Source organism: Pseudomonas sp. 05L36 (assembly GCF_056398125.1).
The window spans coordinates 189,757-208,075 of the sequence record NZ_JBFTOU010000007.1; the positions used below are offsets into that span (position 1 = coordinate 189,757).

General features: G+C 59.8%; 14 protein-coding genes. 8 read left to right on the forward strand and 6 right to left on the reverse strand.

What is annotated here, in order from left to right; translation table 11 throughout:
• Positions 1-77 precede the first annotated feature (77 nt).
• From AC1DKH_RS10615 to AC1DKH_RS10640, 6 genes are all read left to right on the forward strand, one after another.
• Positions 78-1,424, forward strand: a complete 1,347-nt coding sequence (locus tag AC1DKH_RS10615; RefSeq protein ID WP_477752677.1) for an imelysin family protein — start codon at positions 78-80, stop codon at positions 1,422-1,424.
• A gap of 218 nt (positions 1,425-1,642) precedes the next feature.
• A complete protein-coding gene (locus AC1DKH_RS10620) occupies positions 1,643-3,070 on the forward strand; it encodes a di-heme oxidoreductase family protein (RefSeq protein ID WP_477798130.1) in 1,428 nt (475 codons plus the stop codon).
• 27 nt (positions 3,071-3,097) lie between these two features.
• Positions 3,098-4,162 (forward strand): imelysin family protein, encoded by a 1,065-nt coding sequence (locus AC1DKH_RS10625; protein ID WP_477798131.1) that lies wholly within the window; start codon positions 3,098-3,100, stop codon positions 4,160-4,162.
• Positions 4,163-4,176: 14 nt separating this feature from the next.
• Positions 4,177-5,277, forward strand: coding sequence for a DUF1513 domain-containing protein (locus AC1DKH_RS10630; RefSeq protein ID WP_477798132.1), 1,101 nt, complete (start codon positions 4,177-4,179; stop codon positions 5,275-5,277).
• Positions 5,278-5,474: 197 nt separating this feature from the next.
• A complete protein-coding gene (locus tag AC1DKH_RS10635; protein WP_477752681.1) occupies positions 5,475-6,623 on the forward strand; it encodes an efflux RND transporter periplasmic adaptor subunit in 1,149 nt (382 codons plus the stop codon).
• Positions 6,624-6,636: 13 nt separating this feature from the next.
• Positions 6,637-9,663 carry a multidrug efflux RND transporter permease subunit gene (locus AC1DKH_RS10640; protein WP_477798133.1) on the forward strand — a complete coding sequence of 1,009 codons (3,027 nt, stop codon included), beginning with the start codon at positions 6,637-6,639 and terminating at the stop codon, positions 9,661-9,663.
• Positions 9,664-9,847: 184 nt separating this feature from the next.
• Here AC1DKH_RS10640 and AC1DKH_RS10645 read toward each other — a convergent pair whose 3' ends face one another.
• From AC1DKH_RS10645 to colR, 5 genes are all read right to left on the reverse strand, one after another.
• Positions 9,848-10,075 carry a hypothetical protein gene (locus AC1DKH_RS10645; RefSeq protein ID WP_477752683.1) on the reverse strand — a complete coding sequence of 76 codons (228 nt, stop codon included), beginning with the start codon at positions 10,073-10,075 and terminating at the stop codon, positions 9,848-9,850.
• 2 nt (positions 10,076-10,077) lie between these two features.
• Complete coding sequence (locus tag AC1DKH_RS10650) at positions 10,078-10,791, reverse strand: lipopolysaccharide kinase InaA family protein (protein ID WP_477752684.1); 714 nt, start codon at positions 10,789-10,791, stop codon at positions 10,078-10,080.
• A gap of 4 nt (positions 10,792-10,795) precedes the next feature.
• Complete coding sequence (locus AC1DKH_RS10655) at positions 10,796-11,464, reverse strand: class I SAM-dependent methyltransferase (protein WP_477752704.1); 669 nt, start codon at positions 11,462-11,464, stop codon at positions 10,796-10,798.
• Positions 11,465-11,618: 154 nt separating this feature from the next.
• A complete protein-coding gene (locus AC1DKH_RS10660) occupies positions 11,619-12,893 on the reverse strand; it encodes a sensor histidine kinase (protein ID WP_477798134.1) in 1,275 nt (424 codons plus the stop codon).
• Positions 12,883-13,566 (reverse strand): two-component system response regulator ColR, encoded by a 684-nt coding sequence (colR, locus tag AC1DKH_RS10665; protein WP_007985839.1) that lies wholly within the window; start codon positions 13,564-13,566, stop codon positions 12,883-12,885. Before colR ends, AC1DKH_RS10660 begins: the two co-directional genes overlap by 11 nt.
• A gap of 202 nt (positions 13,567-13,768) precedes the next feature.
• On the opposite strand from colR, the gene AC1DKH_RS10670 reads away from it, so the two are divergent.
• Together AC1DKH_RS10670 and AC1DKH_RS10675 are read left to right on the forward strand one after the other, a co-directional pair.
• On the forward strand, positions 13,769-15,718 hold the full coding sequence (locus AC1DKH_RS10670; RefSeq protein ID WP_477798135.1) for an LTA synthase family protein: 1,950 nt from the start codon (positions 13,769-13,771) through the stop codon (positions 15,716-15,718).
• A 54-nt stretch (positions 15,719-15,772) separates the two neighbouring features.
• Complete coding sequence (locus AC1DKH_RS10675; RefSeq protein ID WP_477798136.1) at positions 15,773-16,516, forward strand: phosphatase PAP2 family protein; 744 nt, start codon at positions 15,773-15,775, stop codon at positions 16,514-16,516.
• Between the two features lie 122 nt (positions 16,517-16,638).
• Here the strand turns inward: AC1DKH_RS10675 and groL are convergent, their stop codons facing one another.
• A complete protein-coding gene (gene groL, locus AC1DKH_RS10680; RefSeq protein WP_150728305.1) occupies positions 16,639-18,285 on the reverse strand; it encodes a chaperonin GroEL in 1,647 nt (548 codons plus the stop codon).
• Positions 18,286-18,319: the final 34 nt, after the last annotated feature.

Genomic DNA, 18,319 nt, shown 5'->3' on the forward strand with positions numbered 1-18,319 from the left:
GCGAAAGATTTGCATTATGTCGCAGTTTTGCGTGCGCATCGCACCACTCCACCCCTTATCGAAGCAGGATGTTCGCCATGATTCGTATGCCTCTGGCTACCGCCAGTCTGTTGGCCATCGCTATTTCCCTCGCCGGTTGCGGCGAAGGTAAAGACCAGGAAAAAGCTGCCGCGCCTGCGCCAGCTGCCAGCACTGCGGCTGCTCCAGCCGCTGCGCCTGCCGCTGCCGGTAAAGTCGACGAAGCCGCCGCCAAAGCCGTTGTCGCCCATTACGCCGACATCGTTTTCGCCGTTTACAGCGATGCCGAATCCACCGCGAAGACCCTGCAAACCGCCGTCGACGCCTTCCTCGCCAAGCCGAATGCCGACACCCTGAAAGCCGCCAAGGCAGCCTGGGTTGCCGCCCGCGTGCCTTACCTGCAGAGCGAAGTGTTCCGCTTCGGTAACACCATCGTTGACGACTGGGAAGGTCAGCTGAACTCCTGGCCGCTGGACGAAGGCCTGATCGACTACGTCGACAAGTCCTACGAACACGCCCTGGGCAACCCGGGTGCCACTGCCAACATCATCGCCAACACTGAAGTACAGATCGGCGAAGACAAGGTCGATGTCAAAGACATCACCCCGGAAAAACTCGCCAGCCTGAACGAGCTGGGCGGTTCCGAGGCCAACGTTGCCACCGGCTACCACGCCATCGAATTCCTGCTCTGGGGCCAGGACCTGAACGGCACCGGCCCTGGCGCCGGCAACCGTCCGGCTTCGGACTACCTGGAAGGCAAAGGCGCCACTGGCGGTCACAACGATCGTCGTCGTGCCTACCTGAAAGCCGTGACCCAACTGCTGGTCAGCGACCTGGAAGAAATGGTCGGTAACTGGAAGCCAAACGTGGCCGACAACTACCGCGCCACCCTGGAAGCGGAACCGGCTGAAACCGGCCTGCGCAAAATGCTGTTCGGCATGGGCAGCCTGTCCCTGGGCGAACTGGCGGGCGAGCGCATGAAGGTTTCCCTGGAAGCCAACTCCCCGGAAGACGAACAGGATTGCTTCAGCGACAACACCCACAACTCGCACTTCTACGATGCCAAGGGCATTCGTAACGTGTACCTGGGCGAATACTCCCGTGTCGACGGCACCAAAATGACTGGCGCCAGCCTGTCGTCCCTGGTGGCCAAGGCTGATCCGGCTGCTGACACCGCACTGAAAGACGATCTGGCTGCTACCGAAGCCAAGATCCAGATCATGGTCGACCACGCCAACAAGGGTGAGCACTACGACCAGTTGATCGCCGCTGGCAACACCGCGGGCAACCAGATCGTCCGCGACGCTATCGCGTCCTTGGTCAAGCAGACCGGTTCGATCGAAGCCGCTGCAGGCAAACTGGGCATCAACGACCTGAACCCGGACAACGCTGATCACGAATTCTGATCAACGCTGGCTGAGTGAGTAATAAGGCGACCTTCGGGTCGCCTTTTTCATATCTGCCATACACAGCCCATTGTGGGAGCGAGCCTGCTCGCTCCCACAGGGTTCAGGGTTGGCCGCGACAATTGCCCCACATCAAGCAAACGATAATTCCTCTTATTCAAATTCCCATCCCCTGTTAGACTTTGCGCCCTTGTTTTGCTCGTCTTGCAGGATGTCTGATGCCCTCGCTGCCTCTTCGCTTGTCCGCACTGTTTCTGGCCCTGGGCCTGAGTGCCTGCGATGACGCCCCGAAATTCACCCAGGCCGAACCTGGTGAAGCCCGCTCCGGCGGCAGTGCGACGGTGCGCAAGACCGATCAGAATGCGTTTTCCATGCCCTCGGCGAATCTGCCGCCGTCACGGCGCGTGGATTTCAGCGTCGGCAACAGCTTCTTCCGCAGCCCTTGGGTGATCGCGCCATCGACGACGACCGCTCGCGATGGCCTCGGTCCACTGTTCAACACCAATGCCTGCCAGGGCTGCCACATCAAGGACGGCCGCGGCCATCCGCCGACTCCCGACGATGTGAACGCCGTGTCGATGCTGGTACGCCTGTCGATTCCCGACGCCCCGGTGTATGCCAAGGTCATCGAACAGCTCGGCGTGGTGCCGGAGCCCGTCTACGGCGGTCAGTTCCAGGACATGGCCGTACCCGGCGTGGCCCCCGAAGGCAAAGTGCGGGTCGATTACACCCCCGTGCCGGTTCGCTTCAAGGACGGCACCGAAGTCGAATTGCGCAAACCAAGCCTGAACATCACCCAGCTGGGCTACGGCCCGATGCACCCCGACACCCGTTTTTCGGCCCGCGTGGCGCCACCGATGATTGGCCTGGGTCTGCTCGAAGCGATCCCCGAGGAGGCCATCCTGGCCAACGCCGAGGCACAGGCCAAGGCGAACAACGGCATCAGCGGACGCCCGAACCGGGTCTGGGATGACGCCCGGCAAAAGACCGTTCTGGGACGATTTGGCTGGAAAGCCGGACAACCGAACCTCAATCAACAGAATGTCCACGCGTTTTCGGGTGATATGGGCCTCACGACCAGCCTGAGACCCTTTGATGACTGCACGGACGCGCAAACGGCTTGCAAACAGGCACCCAGTGGCAACGGCCCGAATGGCGAGCCGGATGTCAGCGACAACATCCTGCGCCTGGTGCTGTTCTATAGCCGCAACCTTGCCGTACCAGCCCGTCGTGACGTCAACGCACCTGAAGTGCTGGCCGGCAAGTCCCTGTTTTATCAGGCGGGCTGCCAGTCCTGTCACACCCCGAAATACACCACCGCCGCCAACGCCGCCGAACCTGAACTGGCCAATCAAGTGATTCGCCCGTACAGCGATCTGCTGCTGCATGACATGGGCGACGGCCTGGCCGACAACCGTAGCGAATTCCAGGCCAGCGGCCGCCAATGGCGTACCCCGCCATTGTGGGGCATCGGCCTGACACAGGCGGTCAGCGGCCACACCCAGTTCCTGCACGACGGCCGCGCTCGCAACCTGCTCGAAGCCGTGCTCTGGCATGGCGGCGAGGCGACAGCGGCGCAGCAACAGGTTTTGTCTTTCGATGCCGAGCAACGCGCTGCGTTGCTGGCGTTCCTGAATTCCCTTTAACACGTATTCCACTCGCGGGAGCCCGACATGTTCCGTCCCAAACTGTTGTTCACCAGCCTTGCCGCACTCGCCCTGGGCGCCTGCTCGCCCCAGGACCCACAAGCGGTCACGTCGTCGGCTATCGCCAAGTCGGTGATCCTGCCGACCTACACCCGCTGGGTTGAAGCCGACCGTCAATTGGCGGTCAGCGCCCTCGCCTACTGCGAAGGCAAGGAAACCCTGGAAACCGCTCGTGCCGATTTCCTGCACGCGCAAAAAGCCTGGGCCGAACTGCAACCGCTGCTGATCGGGCCATTAGCCGAAGGCAACCGTTCGTGGCAAGTACAGTTCTGGCCGGACAAGAAAAACCTGGTCGGTCGTCAGGTCGAACAACTGGTTACCGCCCAGCCGCAAATCGATGCCGCCGCCCTGGCCAAGTCCAGCGTTGTGGTACAGGGTCTTTCGGCCTACGAATACATTCTGTTCGACAGCAAGCCTGACGTGGCCAACGCTGAGCAGAAGGCCAGATACTGCCCGCTGCTGGTCGCCATCGGTGAGCGCCAGAAACAGTTGGCCGAAGACATTCTGCAAACCTGGAACAACACCGACGGCATGCTCGCGCAAATGAGCAAATTCCCGAACCAGCGCTACGCGGACTCCCACGAAGCGATCGCCGATCTGCTGCGTGTGCAAGTCACGGCCATCGACACCCTGAAGAAAAAACTCGGCACGCCGATGGGCCGCCAGACCAAGGGTGTGCCGCAACCGTTCCAGGCCGATGCATGGCGTAGCCAGTCGTCCCTGACCAGCCTCGAAGCCAGCCTCGCGGCTGCCAGGACAGTCTGGGAAGGTGTGGATAACAAAGGCCTGCGCAGCCTGTTGCCGAGCGAGCAGAAACCGTTGGCCGACAAGATCGATGCCGCCTATGCCGCCTCACTGAAACTGTTCGCCAGCAACCAGCGCTCGCTGACCGAAATGCTCGGTGACGACGCCGGCCGCCAGCAACTCAACGATCTGTATGACAGCCTCAACGTCGTCCATCGCCTGCACGAGGCCGATCTGGCCAAGGCGCTGGGCATCCAACTGGGCTTCAACGCCAACGACGGTGACTGATGAGGGCAAGTTCCATGCTGCGACGCCAGGTTCTGACCTTGGGTAGTTTGTTGCTGGGTGCGGTGACACTGGGCGGCTGGAAGCTGTTCAAGCAAAAGGACAAGAGTCCGTTGTTGCTGTCGGCACGGGACGATACCGACGGCCAGCATTACGCCGTCGGTTATCGCCTGGATGGCTCCCAGGTGTTCGCCACCCGGGTCGGCCAGCGTTGCCACGACATCGTCAACCACCCGACACTGCCGATTGCGCTGTTTGTCGCCCGTCGTCCAGGTACCGAGAGCTACCTGATCGACCTGCGCGACGGCGCACTCCTGCAAACCGTGGTGTCACAGCCGAACCGGCACTTCTACGGACACGCGGTCATTCACCACAGCGGTGACTGGCTGTACGCCACCGAAAACGACACCAGCGATCCGGGCCGCGGCCTGCTCGGCGTGTATAAATTCGAAGGCGAACGGCTGGTGCACAGCGGTGAGATTTCCACCCACGGCCTCGGTCCCCATCAGGTGTCGTGGATGCCCGATGGCGAAACCCTGGTGGTGGCCAACGGCGGGATTCGCACGGAGGCCGAAAGCCGGGTGGAGATGAACCTCAACGCCATGGAACCGAGCCTGGTCCTGATGCAACGTGACGGCACCCTGCTGAGCAAGGAAACCCTCGCCCAGCAGATGAACAGCGTGCGCCATCTGGCCATCGCCAGCGACGGCACCATCGTCGCCAGCCAGCAGTTCATGGGCGCGGCCCACGAGTCGTCGGAGTTGCTGGCGATCAAGCGGCCCGGTCAGCCCTTCGTCGCGTTCCCGGTGCCCGAGCACCAGTTACAGGCCATGGGGCACTACACCGCCAGCGTCGCGGTACACAGCGACTTGCGCCTGGTGGCGTTGACTGCGCCGCGGGGCAACCGCTTTTTCATCTGGGACCTGGACAGCGGTGAAGTACGCCTGGATGCGCCTCTGCCCGATTGCGCCGGGGTCGGTGCCGTGGCCGATGGTTTTGTCGTGACCTCGGGTCAGGGTCGCTGCCGCTACTACGACTGTCGCCAGACAAACCTTGTTGCAAAACCGCTGGAGCTACCCGCCGGGCTCTGGGACAACCATCTGCATCTGATGGCGTAAATCATTGAAAAGATCGCCGCCTTGGGCCGCGCCTGCGAGATGACGAACATCCCGCAGGCGCGGCCCAAGGCGGCGAATCTTTTCAGGCTTTCACCCCTCTAATACCTCACAACATGTAAAAACGGCAGTTGGATTACCCTCTACACTCCCGGTAATGTGCCCCGCTGTCTCACCTGATTCTCTCCAAGGAACTGGATATGCTGCGTCGCCGCATGCTGATCATGTTGGGTGTCGTTCTACTGATTGTGCTGGTCCTGGCCGCGTACAAAGCCTTCTCGATCTACACGATGGTTCAAGGCTACTCTGCGCCCAGACCGGCCATCAGCGTTGCCGTGGCCACCGCCACCGAGCGCCCATGGCAAGCCCGCCTGCCTAGCGTTGGCACGCTCAAGGCATTGCAAGGCGTGGACCTGAGCCTGGAGACCGATGGCACCGTCATCGATTTGCAGTTCGAGTCAGGGCAAAAGGTCAAGGCCGGTCAACCACTCCTGCGCCTCGACAGCGCCGTGGAAAGTGCCCTGCTGGAAACTGCTCTGGCCGACCTCGGGCTGGCACAGCTCGATTACGGTCGCGGTAGCCAACTGGTCGGCAGCCAGGCGATTTCCAAAGGCGAGTTCGACCGGCTTTCGGCGGTGCTGAAAAAGAGCAAGGCCACGGTCAATCAACTCAAGGCTGCGCTCGGCAAAAAAAGCATCGTCGCGCCCTTCAGCGGCACCATCGGCATTCGTCAGGTAGACGTTGGCGACTATCTTGCCAGCGGCACCATGATCGCCACCCTGCAAGACCTCAGTAGCCTGTATGTCGACTTTTTCGTGCCCGAGCAGTCGGTGCCGAAGATTGCTCTCGGCCAGCCAGTGCAGGTCATTGTCGCGGCGTATCCGACCCAGGAGTACCCCGGCACCATCAGTGCAATCAACCCCAAAGTCGAGAACAGCACCCGTAACGTGCAGGTCCGCGCCGCCCTGGCCAACCCCGATGGCAAGTTGATGCCAGGCATGTTCGCCAGCCTCCAGGTGCTCCTGCCCGACCCGCAACCGCGCATCGTGGTACCGGAAAGCGCGATTACCTACACGCTCTACGGCAACTCGGTGTATGTGGCCGTACCAAAGAAGGCCGAAGATGGCAGCCCGGAAAAGGACGACAAGGGCCAGCCGGTGCTGATCGCCGAACGGCGTTTTGTCGAAACCGGCGAACGCCGCGATGGGCAAGTGATGATCACCAAAGGCGTGCAGAGCGGCGAGAAAGTGGTGACCGCCGGCCAGCTCAAACTGGACAACGGCGCACACATTGCCATCAGCGACGACAAGACGCTGGCCGAGCGGAACAGCCCGCCACGCGCGGACTGATCAAGGAATCCCCATGGCTTTTACCGATCCGTTCATCCGCCGCCCGGTTCTCGCAACCGTGGTCAGCCTGCTGATTGTGCTGCTGGGCTTCCAGGCCTGGGGCAAGCTGCCCCTGCGCCAGTATCCGCAAATGGAAAACGCCCTGATCACGGTGACCACCGCCTACCCCGGGGCCAACGCCGAGACCATCCAGGGCTACATCACCCAACCGATGCAGCAAAGCCTGGCCAGCGCCGAGGGCATCGACTACATGACCTCGGTGAGTCGCCAGAACTTTTCGGTGATCTCGATCTACGCGCGCGTCGGCTCAAACAGCGACCGTCTGTTTACCGAACTGCTGGCCAAGGCCAACGAGGTCAAGAGCCAGCTGCCCCAGGACGCTGAAGACCCGGTGCTGAGCAAACAATCTGCCGATGCGTCAGTGCTGATGTACATGAGCTTTTTCAGCAAGGAATTGAGCAACCCGCAGATTACCGATTACCTGTCGCGGGTGATCCAGCCGAAACTGGCGACCTTGCCCGGCATGGCCGAAGCTGAGATCCTCGGCAACCAGGTCTTTGCCATGCGCCTCTGGCTGGACCCGATGAAGCTCTCTGGTTTCGGCCTCAGTGCCAGCGATGTGACCAACGCGGTGCGCCAGTACAACTTCCTCTCGGCCGCCGGCGAGGTGAAAGGCGAATACGTGGTCACCAGCATCAACGCCAATACCGAACTCAAGTCCGCCGAAGCCTTCGGGGCGATTGCGCTCAAGGTCGATGGCGACAGCCGTGTGTTGCTGCGCGATGTGGCGCGTGTGGAAATGGGTGCGGAAAACTACGACACCATCAGCTCGTTCGGTGGCACCCCTTCGGTGTACATCGGCATCAAGGCGACGCCCGGTGCCAACCCGCTGGAAGTGATCAAGGAAGTGCGCAAGATCATGCCAGACCTGGAGGCCCAGCTACCGCCGAACCTCAAGGGTGAGATCGCCTACGACGCCACCCTGTTCATCCAGGCCTCGATCGACGAAGTGGTGAAAACCCTGTTCGAAGCGGTGCTGATCGTGATCGTGGTGGTGTTCCTGTTCCTCGGCGCCCTGCGTTCGGTGGTGATCCCGGTGGTGACCATCCCGCTGTCGATGATCGGCGTCATGTTCTTCATGCAGATGATGGGGTACTCCATCAACCTGCTCACCCTGCTGGCAATGGTATTGGCCATCGGCCTGGTGGTGGACGACGCCATCGTGGTGGTGGAAAACATTCATCGCCACATCGAGGAAGGCAAGACACCGCTCGACGCCGCCATTGAAGGCGCCCGGGAAATCGCCATGCCGGTGGTCTCGATGACCATCACCCTGGCCGCGGTATATGCACCGATCGGCTTCCTGACCGGCCTGACCGGGGCGTTGTTCAAGGAGTTCGCCCTGACCCTGGCCGGCGCGGTGGTGATTTCCGGTATCGTCGCCCTGACCCTGTCGCCGATGATGTGTGCGTTTCTGCTGCGCCACGACGAGAACCCCAGTGGCCTGGCCCATCGCCTGGACATGATTTTCGAAAGACTCAAGCGCCGCTACCAGAGCCTGCTTCACGGCACCCTAAACACCCGGCCGGTGGTGCTGGTGTTCGCCGTGATCGTGTTGTGCCTGATTCCGGTCTTTCTCAAATTCACCAAATCGGAACTGGCGCCGGATGAGGACCAGGGCATCATTTTCATGATAGCCAACGCCCCGCAACCGACCAACCTCGACTACCTGAACACCTACACCGACGAGTTCATCTCGATCTTCAAGGCGTTTCCGGAGTACTACTCGTCCTTCCAGATCAACGGTTTCAACGGCGTGCAATCGGGCATCGGCGGTTTCCTGCTCAAGCCGTGGAACGAGCGCAGTCGCACGCAAATGGCGATCCTGCCCAAGGTGCAGGCCAAACTGGAAAAGATCACGGGGTTGCAGATTTTCGGCTTCAACCTGCCGTCCCTGCCGGGCACCGGCGAAGGTGTGCCGTTCCAGTTCGTCATCAACTCCGCCAACGATTACGAGTTGCTGCTGCAGGTGGCCGACCGGGTAAAAAAACGGGCGAAGGAATCCGGCAAGTTTGCGTTTGTCCACGTTGACCTGGCCTTCGACAAGCCGGAAGTGGTGGTGGATATCGACCGCGCCAAGGCCGCGCAGATGGGGGTTTCCATGCAGGATCTGGGGGGAACCCTGGCGACCCTGCTGGGTGAAGCCGAGATCAACCGTTTCACCATTGAAGGTCGCAGCTACAAAGTCATTGCCCAGGTCGAACGGCCGTTCCGTGACAATCCGGACTGGCTGAACAATTACTACGTGAAAAACACCAAGGGCGAGCTGTTGGCATTGTCGACCCTGATCACCATCACCGACCGTGCTCGACCGCGACAACTGAACCAGTTCCAGCAACTCAACTCGGCCATCCTGTCCGGAGTACCGCTGGTGAGCATGGGGGAAGCCATCGACCTCGTGCGCCAGATCGCCCGGGAAGAAGCACCCGCCGGCTTTGCCTTCGACTACGCCGGAGCATCGAGGCAGTACGTTCAGGAAGGCAGTGCCCTATGGGTCACCTTTGCCTTGGCACTGGCGATCATTTTCCTGGTGCTGGCGGCCCAGTTCGAAAGCTTCCGCGACCCGCTGGTGATCCTGGTCACCGTGCCCCTGTCCATCTGCGGCGCATTGATTCCGCTGTTCCTGGGTTGGTCGAGCATGAACATCTACACCCAGGTCGGGTTGGTGACGTTGATCGGGCTGATCAGCAAGCACGGCATTCTGATCGTCCAGTTCGCCAACCAGCTACGCAAGGACAAGGGCCTGACGGCACGGGAAGCGGTAGAAGAAGCGGCGGCCATCCGGCTGCGACCGGTCTTGATGACCACCGCGGCGATGGTGTTCGGCATGGTGCCATTGATCATCGCCACCGGTGCTGGCGCAGTCAGCCGGTTCGACATCGGCACGGTCATCGCGACGGGCATGTCGATCGGCACGTTGTTCACCCTGTTTGTGTTGCCCTGCATCTACACGTTGCTGGCCAAACCCGATAAACCCTGACACAGATGAACTTGTAGGAGCGAGCTTGCTCCGGGCGGCGTTCCGACGATGGACTCAAGAGCGCCGCGTTTGGCCAGTAAATACGCGCTATCGTTAACGACCATCGCGAGCAAGCTCGCTCCTACACTGCACGCAAAAAAAAGGCCTCGCATCAGCGAGGCCTTTTATTTGGGCTTCAATCGGTTCAATTTTGCGGCCTCAATCCTTGAGAAAGTCCGAACATGAACAACAACAGATCATGATCGGGTCGAGTGGCCACGGATGCCTTTGCAACCCGTGGCAATGGACAATGTTCTTCTGCGCTTATCGAGCTGAGAACCCGGGGGCGCGGTTGCTCCCAGGTTGCCATCGCGATTGATGCAACTGCCAAGGCTCCTACCAGAAACAAACCTCGTGCAATTTCGAGTTTCATCGCTATAAACCCTTGATGGCGCTGCCAAACGCCGTCTCATAAAAATAGACCAGCTTTTTCCAGTCTGCCGCGCTGAACGACGAGTGGCGACGCAACTGCTTCAAGTCATGGACAGCTGCACGATTGGCGGTCAAACGCCGTCGGCATTTCTCCAGATCGATCAGGGCCACTTCGACCTTGGCCGTCTCGCCCTCACCGGTCACGCGAACGAATACGTGCTTGTCGTAAAGGCAACCGTGCTGCCAGCGGCCCTTGTGCATGCGAGCCAGGTTTTCAGCCAGGTCCTTGAGCACTCGGTCGTTTATGGCTTCACCATGACGCTCGCGACCGCCACCGGCGTACCAGCGATCGATTTCCTCGAAGCCGTCCAGCGACTTGGTGAGCAGCAAGGCACGCCACTTGTGCACAGGGTCGCGCTGTGCGCCGCAGAAAACGATTTCCGGAACCCGTACGCCAAGCGCGGTCACACCGATGAGCGCAGCATGCTCGCGCAGTACCGTAGGCCGCCCGAAGGGGTGCTGCCAGCTACGATGGATATGCCCGGTCTGGCGCTTGACGTAGAGCAGCTGACCATCACTGCCCATCAGGCGTTGAACGCCGCTTTCCCCGCCGCGACGGACGTTGGGTTCCTCCACCCATTCACCGCGCTGATTCCAAAAGTAATCGAAGCGGTCCTGGGGAGCGACTTCCGTTTCTGCTGCACACTGCACTGCCATCCTGTTACCTCTTGCGTAATACGTAAACTCGCCACATCGCATAGAGCGGCAAAAAGTCCAGTTGTTCCTGGATGCGGAATCCCGCCTGCTCAAATTCCTTTTCTACGGTAGCGGCCGGTAACACAAACCGGTTTTGGTAACCTTCCTGCCCACGGGTTTTCTCCGAACGCTTGCGTTTCCAGGCCTTGAAGTTGCCATCGACCCATAGCGAAAGGATCACGCTGTCACGGGAAACTCGCTCGAATTCGCGCAAGATAGCCATGCGATGCTCGGCTTCACCGATGTGGTGGAGCAAGCGCATGCAAAAAATGCTGTCGACGGCGTTGTCCGGCAAGGCGATGTCGAATGCAGACGTGTGCAAGGGTTGTACCCGTTTCACCACGTCGGCAGGTTGCGCCTGGGTTGCGATCTTCAGCATGGACTGCGAGTTATCGGCACCGATGATCACGCGGTTGGATTTTTCCGCCAGCAAGGGCCAGAAACGCCCTGCACCACACGGCAAATCGAGGACCAGGCCAGGCTCGCCAACCAGGGCCAGCGCCTTGCGCGCCAGTTGTTCGTCACGCCAATGGGACAATCGACGGCCGAGACCTTCCTGGTGTTTGTGCAGATAACGTTGCGCGTGTTGATCGTCGTACTTTTCGGAGAAATCGAGCTTGATCGGGCCGTCCATCATCAGGGCTCCTGAACTTCTGATAGCAACCACCTTAGGTTTCGTGGTGTCGTTGACAGGTGATCCATTTGTGAAAAGTTCGTAATGGGAAACCTGGAAGTATTACAGAGCTTTACAGAATTGATAGGGTTTACTGGACGCCCGACTCAACTGTTCAAATTCGCGACAACTCCACCTGAAAACGGCAGCCGTTGGGCTCCATGGTTGTCAGGCTGACGCTCCAGCCCTGGTTTTCACAGATCCGCTGCACCAGTGAAAGCCCCAGGCCCAAGCCTTCCCCACGCTTTTCAGTGCCCCGGACGAAGGGTTCGAACATCGCCTCGCGTTTTTCCTCGGGAATGCCCACGCCACTGTCTTCGACCAGAAAGCCCGTACCCGTCAGGGTCAGGCGGATGAAGCCCTGCTCGGTGTAATGCAAGGCATTGCGCAGCAAGTTACCCATCACCGCGTGCAAGAACGTCGCATTGTAGCCCTTGGCCTCGGGGTTGCCCGGTTCGAAGATCAGCTCCAACCCTTTGCTTTCGATAGGTTCACGCCACAGACCGAGCAGGCCTTCGGCCACCTGGCTAAGAGACTGTTGCGGCGACATGCTGGCGTCTTCGCGTTGGGCACGTGCCAGCATCAGGAAGGTTTGCACCAGCTCACGCATTTCTTCACACGCTCGGGCAATGCGCTCGACCTGAGCGCGGCCGCGCTGATCGATACCGGGGTTTTCCAGCAACAACTCGCAGGAACTGGCCAATATCATCAGGGGCGTACGCAATTCGTGGCTGACGTCGCTGGTGAACAACCGCTCGCGGGTCAAGGCCTGACGCAAGCGCCCGAGGGTGGCGTCGAAGGCCACGGCCAGTTCGCCCACTTCGTCAGCGGCATAGTCCGGAGCCAACGGAGGAGCCAAACCCAGCAGTTGATCACGATGGCGTACCTGGCGGGCCAGCCGTACCACCGGCGCCATGACCTTGCGTGCCAGGATCCAGCCGAGAAACACCGCCAGCACCAGGCTCAGTACGAAACCCACCAGCGCCACGGCAAACAGCACCCGCTCACGCTCTTCGAAGTCGCTCTGGTCCTGCAACAGCACGTAACGTCGGCCGTCGACGATTTCGACCATGGCGTGGTACGACAGGTTTTCACGGAACACTTCATGGAAACCCGGCTCCAGGTGCCGCAAATCCTTGGGCAATCTGAAATCGCCTGGCCCGCTGCTGAAGTAGAACAATTGGTCCGGTTCGGGACGATGGCGCCAGTCCGTGACACTGTCCATCAGCAACAGGCGCTGCAAATCGCCACCCAGACCTGCCGAAATCAGTTTTTCTTCCACCAGGTGCACGGTCGCCACAATGCCCATGGCAAAGGCACCCGCCACCAGTGCGCTCATCAGCGCAAAGGCAATGATGATTCGTTGAGAAAGGCTCTGCTTAAACTCCATCACGCCCCTCGGCCAAGCGATACCCCACACCGTGCACGGTTTGCAGCAATGGCTTGGCGAACGGTTTGTCGATCACCTGGCGCAGTTGGTGGACATGGCTGCGCAGGCTGTCGCTGTCCGGGCAGTCGTCGCCCCACAGGGCTTCTTCAAGAATTTCACGGCGCAATACATGCGGGCTTTTCTGCATCAACACGGCCAGCAGCTTCAGGCCGACCGGGTTGAGTTTCAGCAACCGGCCTTCGCGAGTGACTTCCAGGGTGTCGAGGTCATAGCTCAGGTCGCCGACCTGCAAGGTCCGCCGCCCGCCGCCCTGGGTACGGCGCATGACCGCTTCGATACGCGCCGCCAGCTCAGACAGGGCGAACGGTTTGATCAGGTAGTCATCGGCGCCGGACTTGAAGCCTTGCAGGCGGTCATCCAGTTGATCGCGGGCCGTGAGCATGATCACCGGCGTTTCGCGGCGGGCATCTTCGCGCAGGCGCTTGCACAGGGTATAGCCATCAATGCCGGGTAGCATGATATCGAGCACGATCAAATCGTAATGCTCGGTGGCCGCCAGATGCAGACCCGACAGACCGTCCTGCGCGCAATCCACGGTATAGCCTTTGAGCCCCAGGTAATCGGCCAGGTTGGCCAGGATATCGCGGTTGTCTTCAACCAATAGAATTCGCATGGGTATCTCTCCGTCCACAGTAACGGCCGTCATGGCCCGCGCAGCTTAAGGCCAAGTGTGGCCCACGGCTAGGGGAAGGCTGTGCATGGATCAATTCACTCAACCAACAGGTATGATTGACGAGTTTTTCACTATCGATTCACACGCTCCCTACAGCGGGCGGTGAAGACTGTCACGCGATTGATAATAAGGAATATAGAAAATGGACTATTTGAAGACGGCACCCATGCGCTTTTTGCTGCTGGTGACCGGCTCCTGGCTGGCAATTTTTTTTCTGACTCGAACAGTCCTGCTCCTCACTCATCTGAATGAGGCCGGTAGCGGCTTCCTGTCGGTGTTTGGTATCGGCCTGCTTTACGACATGGGTTTTATCGCTTACGCAGCGCTGCCCATGGGCCTCTACCTGTTGCTGTGTCCGCCGGCCTTGTGGCGCACTCGTGGCCATCGCTGGTTTCTTCAGGGTCTGCTGACCGTCAGTCTGTTCGCGATGCTGTTCACCTCGGTGGCCGAGTGGCTGTTCTGGGATGAATTCGGCGTGCGCTTCAACTTCATCGCCGTCGACTACCTGGTGTATTCCGACGAAGTACTGAACAACCTGCTGGAGTCATACCCGATCGGCACGCTGCTGAGCATTCTCGCCGTGCTGGCCGTGGTCCTGAGTCTTGCATTGCGCAAATTCTTCAACGCCGCACTTGATGCGCCATTGCCGCCCCTACGCGGCCGCTTACTGAATGCTCTCGGTTTGTTGATCGTCGCCGGCCTGAGCATGCAGTTGCTCAGCCAGGATGCCCCGCGCGCCCAGGGCGGCAATGCCTATCAGAACGAACTGGCGAGCAATGGTCCCTACCAGTTCTTCGCCGCGTTCCGTAACAACGAACTGGACTACCCGCAGTTCTACAAAACGCTGCCGGAGGCAGTCGTTGCCCAGCAGATTCGCGCCGAACTGGCAGAACCCAATGCCCGCTTCGTTGGCCAGGACCCGCAGGACATCCGTCGGCAGATCGATAACCCGGGCACACCGCGCAAGCCCAACATCGTACTGGTCACCATTGAAAGCTTCAGCGCCAAGTACATGGGCAGCAACGGTGACACCCGTAACCTGACCCCCTACCTTGATGCCTTGCGCAAGCAGAGCCTGTATTTCAATAACTTCTACGCCACCGGCACCCGCACCGACCGCGGCCTGGAAGCCATCACCCTGGCGATTCCGCCGACACCGGGTCGCTCGATCGTCAAGCGCGTGGGTCGTGAAAGCGGCTTTGCCAGCCTTGGCCAGCAACTCAATGCCGTGGGCTACGACAGCGTGTTTGTTTACGGCGGCCGCGGTTACTTCGACAACATGAATGCGTTCTTCAGTGGCAATGGTTATCGCGTTGTAGACCAGAGCAGCGTCGAGGAGTCGGAGATTCACTTCAAGAATGCCTGGGGCATGGCAGACGAGGATCTCTACAACCAGACCCTGAAACTGGCCGATGCCGACTATGCCAGGCAGCAGCCATTCCTGCTGCAGCTGATGACGACGTCCAACCATCGCCCTTACACCTATCCGGACAACCGGATCGACATCAAGTCCGGCAACGGCCGTGACGGCGCGGTGAAATACACCGACTACGCCATCGGTCAGTTTCTCGATCAGGCGCGTCAAAAACCCTGGTTTGACAATACAATCTTCGTCTTTGTCGCCGACCACACCGCAGGCAGCGCCGGTAAAGAAGACTTGCCTATCGCCAACTATCAGATTCCGCTGTTCATCTACGCGCCCAAGTTGATCGAAGCTCGGGAAACGGCACAGCTGGCCAGCCAGATCGATCTGGCGCCAACGCTGCTGGGCTTGCTCAATCTGGATTATGAATCGACGTTCTTTGGCCGTAACCTGTTGCAGGACAACCCGCTGCCGCCACGCGTGGTGGTTGGTAACTACCAGCACCTGGGGTTGTTTGACGGCAAGGACCTGGCAATTTTGAGCCCACGCCAGGGATTGCGTCGTCACGATGACGCACTGACCGAAAGCCGCGAGTCCCGGTCGACCGCCGATGACCCGCTGATTACCCGCGCCATCACCTATTACCAAACCGCCAGTTATGGCTTCAAGCAACAGCTGCTTGACTGGAAGGCGCCCAAGGAGGGTGCCGGTCAAGTCGGCGAACGTTAACCGAATCGCCCCGGGCTGATGCCCCGGGGCTTTTTCCTTTGTTCAGGATCCACCATGTCATCAACCGCTGTCCGCCCTGCCCCTCGCCCGCTCAACTTCTGGGTGTGTCTGGGGGTTCCCGCCGTTGCGGCGATCATTCTGGTGTTGCTCGAACTGACTTCACTGGACATGGACCTTGCCAAGCTGTTCTACGACCCGGTCGCGGGTGACTTCATCGGACGGCACAGTTACTTCCTGGAAAACATCCTGCATACCCGCGCCAAGCAAGTGGTCATTGCCTTCTCGGTGTTCGCGATCGTTGTCTACGTTGCCTCGTTTTTCATGGTCAAGCTCAAACCGTTCAAGCGGGAACTGGGTTGCCTGGTGCTGTCCCTGGGCCTGGCGACTTCCTTTGTCACCCCGATGAAAGCGGTGACCGCGGTGCAATGTCCTTGGAGCCTTGAGCAATTTGGCGGTCACGAGACCTACAGCGAATTGTTGAGTCATCGCCCGGCTACCGAAAAACCAGGTCGTTGCTGGCCCGGAGGCCATGCGGCCACCGGTTTCACCCTGTTTGCCCTGTTTTTCGTATTGCGTGACCGTCGCCCGCGCATGGCTCGCGCAGCGCTTGTCTTCGCCTTCGCCCTCGGCTCGGTGTTCTCCATCGGGCGGATGATGCAGGGCGCGCACTTCTTCTCGCACAACGTGTGGACGGCAGTGTTCTGCTGGCTGATTTGTCTGGGGTCGTATTACTACGTTCTGTATCGGCCTGCACTCAAGACTGAGAACGAGACAAAGGCTGAACCGGTCAGCGCCTGACCTGACGCTATCGCGAGCAAGCTCGCTCCCACAGTGGATCGATGTGACCACTGAAATCCGGGCGATAAAAAACCCCGCCTGCTTTCGCAGGCGGGGTTTTTTCGTACAGGGGTAAGGCTGGCTTACATCATGCCGCCCATGCCGCCCATACCGCCCATGTCTGGCATACCGCCGCCAGCACCGCCGTCTTTCTTCGGTGCATCAGCAACAGCAGCTTCGGTGGTCAGGATCAGACCGCCGATCGACGATGCAGCTTGCAACGCGGAACGGGTGACCTTGGTCGGATCCAGGATACCCATTTCGATCATGTCGCCGTATTCGCCAGTCGCAGCGTTGTAACCGAAGTTACCTTTGCCGTTCTTGACTTCGTTGACCACAACGCTTGGCTCGTCACCGCTGTTGGCAGCGATCTGACGCAGCGGTGCTTCGATGGCACGACGCAGTACGGCGATACCCACGTCCTGGTCGGCGTTGTCGCCTTTCAGGTCGAGGATTGCTTCCAGAGCGCGGATCAGCGCTACGCCACCGCCAGGTACCACGCCTTCTTCAACGGCTGCACGGGTTGCGTGCAGGGCGTCTTCAACGCGGGCTTTTTTCTCTTTCATTTCTACTTCGGAACCAGCGCCAACCTTGATCACTGCAACGCCGCCGGACAGCTTGGCCAGACGCTCTTGCAGTTTTTCACGGTCGTAGTCCGAGGAAGTTTCGGCAACCTGAGCACGGATCTGAGCAATGCGGGACTCGATGTCGCCTGCTACGCCAGCACCGTCAACGATGATGGTGTTTTCCTTGGAGATGGTCACGCGCTTGGCGCTGCCCAGGTTTTCCAGGGTGGCTGCTTCCAGGCTCAGGCCGATCTCTTCGGAGATAACTGTACCGCCGGTCAGAACGGCGATGTCCTGCAGCATGGCCTTGCGGCGGTCGCCGAAGCCTGGAGCCTTGACGGCTGCGACTTTAACGATGCCACGCATGTTGTTCACGACCAGAGTCGCCAGGGCTTCGCCTTCAACGTCTTCGGAAACGATCAGCAGCGGACGGCCGGCTTTGGCAACGGCTTCCAGCACTGGCAGCATTTCGCGGATGTTCGAGATCTTTTTGTCGACCAGCAGAACCAGCGGGTTGTCCAGCTCGGCAACCATGGTTTCCGGCTTGTTGACGAAGTACGGGGACAGGTAGCCACGGTCGAACTGCATGCCTTCTACAACCGACAGTTCGTTTTCCAGGCCAGTGCCTTCTTCAACGGTGATCACGCCTTCTTTACCGACTTTTTCCATGGCTTCGGCAATGATGTCGCCGATGGAGTTGTCGGAGTTGGCCGAGATGGTGCCAACCTGAGCGATGGCCTTGGTGTCAGCGCATGGCTTGGACAGGTTTTTCAGCTCTTTGACGATGGCGATGGTCGCCTTGTCGATGCCGCGCTTCAGATCCATCGGGTTCATGCCGGCAGCGACGGCTTTCAGGCCTTCGTTGACGATCGACTGAGCCAGAACGGTAGCGGTGGTAGTACCGTCACCAGCGTCATCGTTGGCACGGGAGGCAACGTCTTTGACCAGCTGCGCGCCCATGTTTTCGAAACGGTCTTCCAGTTCGATTTCTTTGGCGACGGAAACGCCGTCCTTGGTGATGGTCGGAGCGCCGAAGCTCTTCTCGATGATCACGTTACGGCCTTTCGGGCCCAGGGTCGCTTTTACTGCGTCAGCCAGGACGTTGACGCCTTTGAGCATTTTCTTGCGGGCGGAATCGCCAAACAGAACTTCTTTAGCAGCCATGATCGATATTCCTTAAATACTTTGTAGTAGCGGA

Excerpts from the sequence above, each read along its gene's own strand:
- AC1DKH_RS10615 (WP_477752677.1), top strand. The coding sequence starts at position 78 with ATGATTCGTATGCCTCTGGCTACCGCCAGTCTGTTGGCCATCGCTATT.
- AC1DKH_RS10620 (WP_477798130.1), top strand. The coding sequence starts at position 1,643 with ATGCCCTCGCTGCCTCTTCGCTTGTCCGCACTGTTTCTGGCCCTGGGC.
- AC1DKH_RS10625 (WP_477798131.1), top strand. The coding sequence starts at position 3,098 with ATGTTCCGTCCCAAACTGTTGTTCACCAGCCTTGCCGCACTCGCCCTG.
- AC1DKH_RS10630 (WP_477798132.1), top strand. The coding sequence starts at position 4,177 with ATGCTGCGACGCCAGGTTCTGACCTTGGGTAGTTTGTTGCTGGGTGCG.
- AC1DKH_RS10635 (WP_477752681.1), top strand. The coding sequence starts at position 5,475 with ATGCTGCGTCGCCGCATGCTGATCATGTTGGGTGTCGTTCTACTGATT.
- AC1DKH_RS10640 (WP_477798133.1), top strand. The coding sequence starts at position 6,637 with ATGGCTTTTACCGATCCGTTCATCCGCCGCCCGGTTCTCGCAACCGTG.
- AC1DKH_RS10645 (WP_477752683.1), bottom strand. The coding sequence starts at position 10,075 with ATGAAACTCGAAATTGCACGAGGTTTGTTTCTGGTAGGAGCCTTGGCA.
- AC1DKH_RS10650 (WP_477752684.1), bottom strand. The coding sequence starts at position 10,791 with ATGGCAGTGCAGTGTGCAGCAGAAACGGAAGTCGCTCCCCAGGACCGC.
- AC1DKH_RS10655 (WP_477752704.1), bottom strand. The coding sequence starts at position 11,464 with ATGGACGGCCCGATCAAGCTCGATTTCTCCGAAAAGTACGACGATCAA.
- AC1DKH_RS10660 (WP_477798134.1), bottom strand. The coding sequence starts at position 12,893 with ATGGAGTTTAAGCAGAGCCTTTCTCAACGAATCATCATTGCCTTTGCG.
- colR (WP_007985839.1), bottom strand. The coding sequence starts at position 13,566 with ATGCGAATTCTATTGGTTGAAGACAACCGCGATATCCTGGCCAACCTG.
- AC1DKH_RS10670 (WP_477798135.1), top strand. The coding sequence starts at position 13,769 with ATGGACTATTTGAAGACGGCACCCATGCGCTTTTTGCTGCTGGTGACC.
- AC1DKH_RS10675 (WP_477798136.1), top strand. The coding sequence starts at position 15,773 with ATGTCATCAACCGCTGTCCGCCCTGCCCCTCGCCCGCTCAACTTCTGG.
- groL (WP_150728305.1), bottom strand. The coding sequence starts at position 18,285 with ATGGCTGCTAAAGAAGTTCTGTTTGGCGATTCCGCCCGCAAGAAAATG.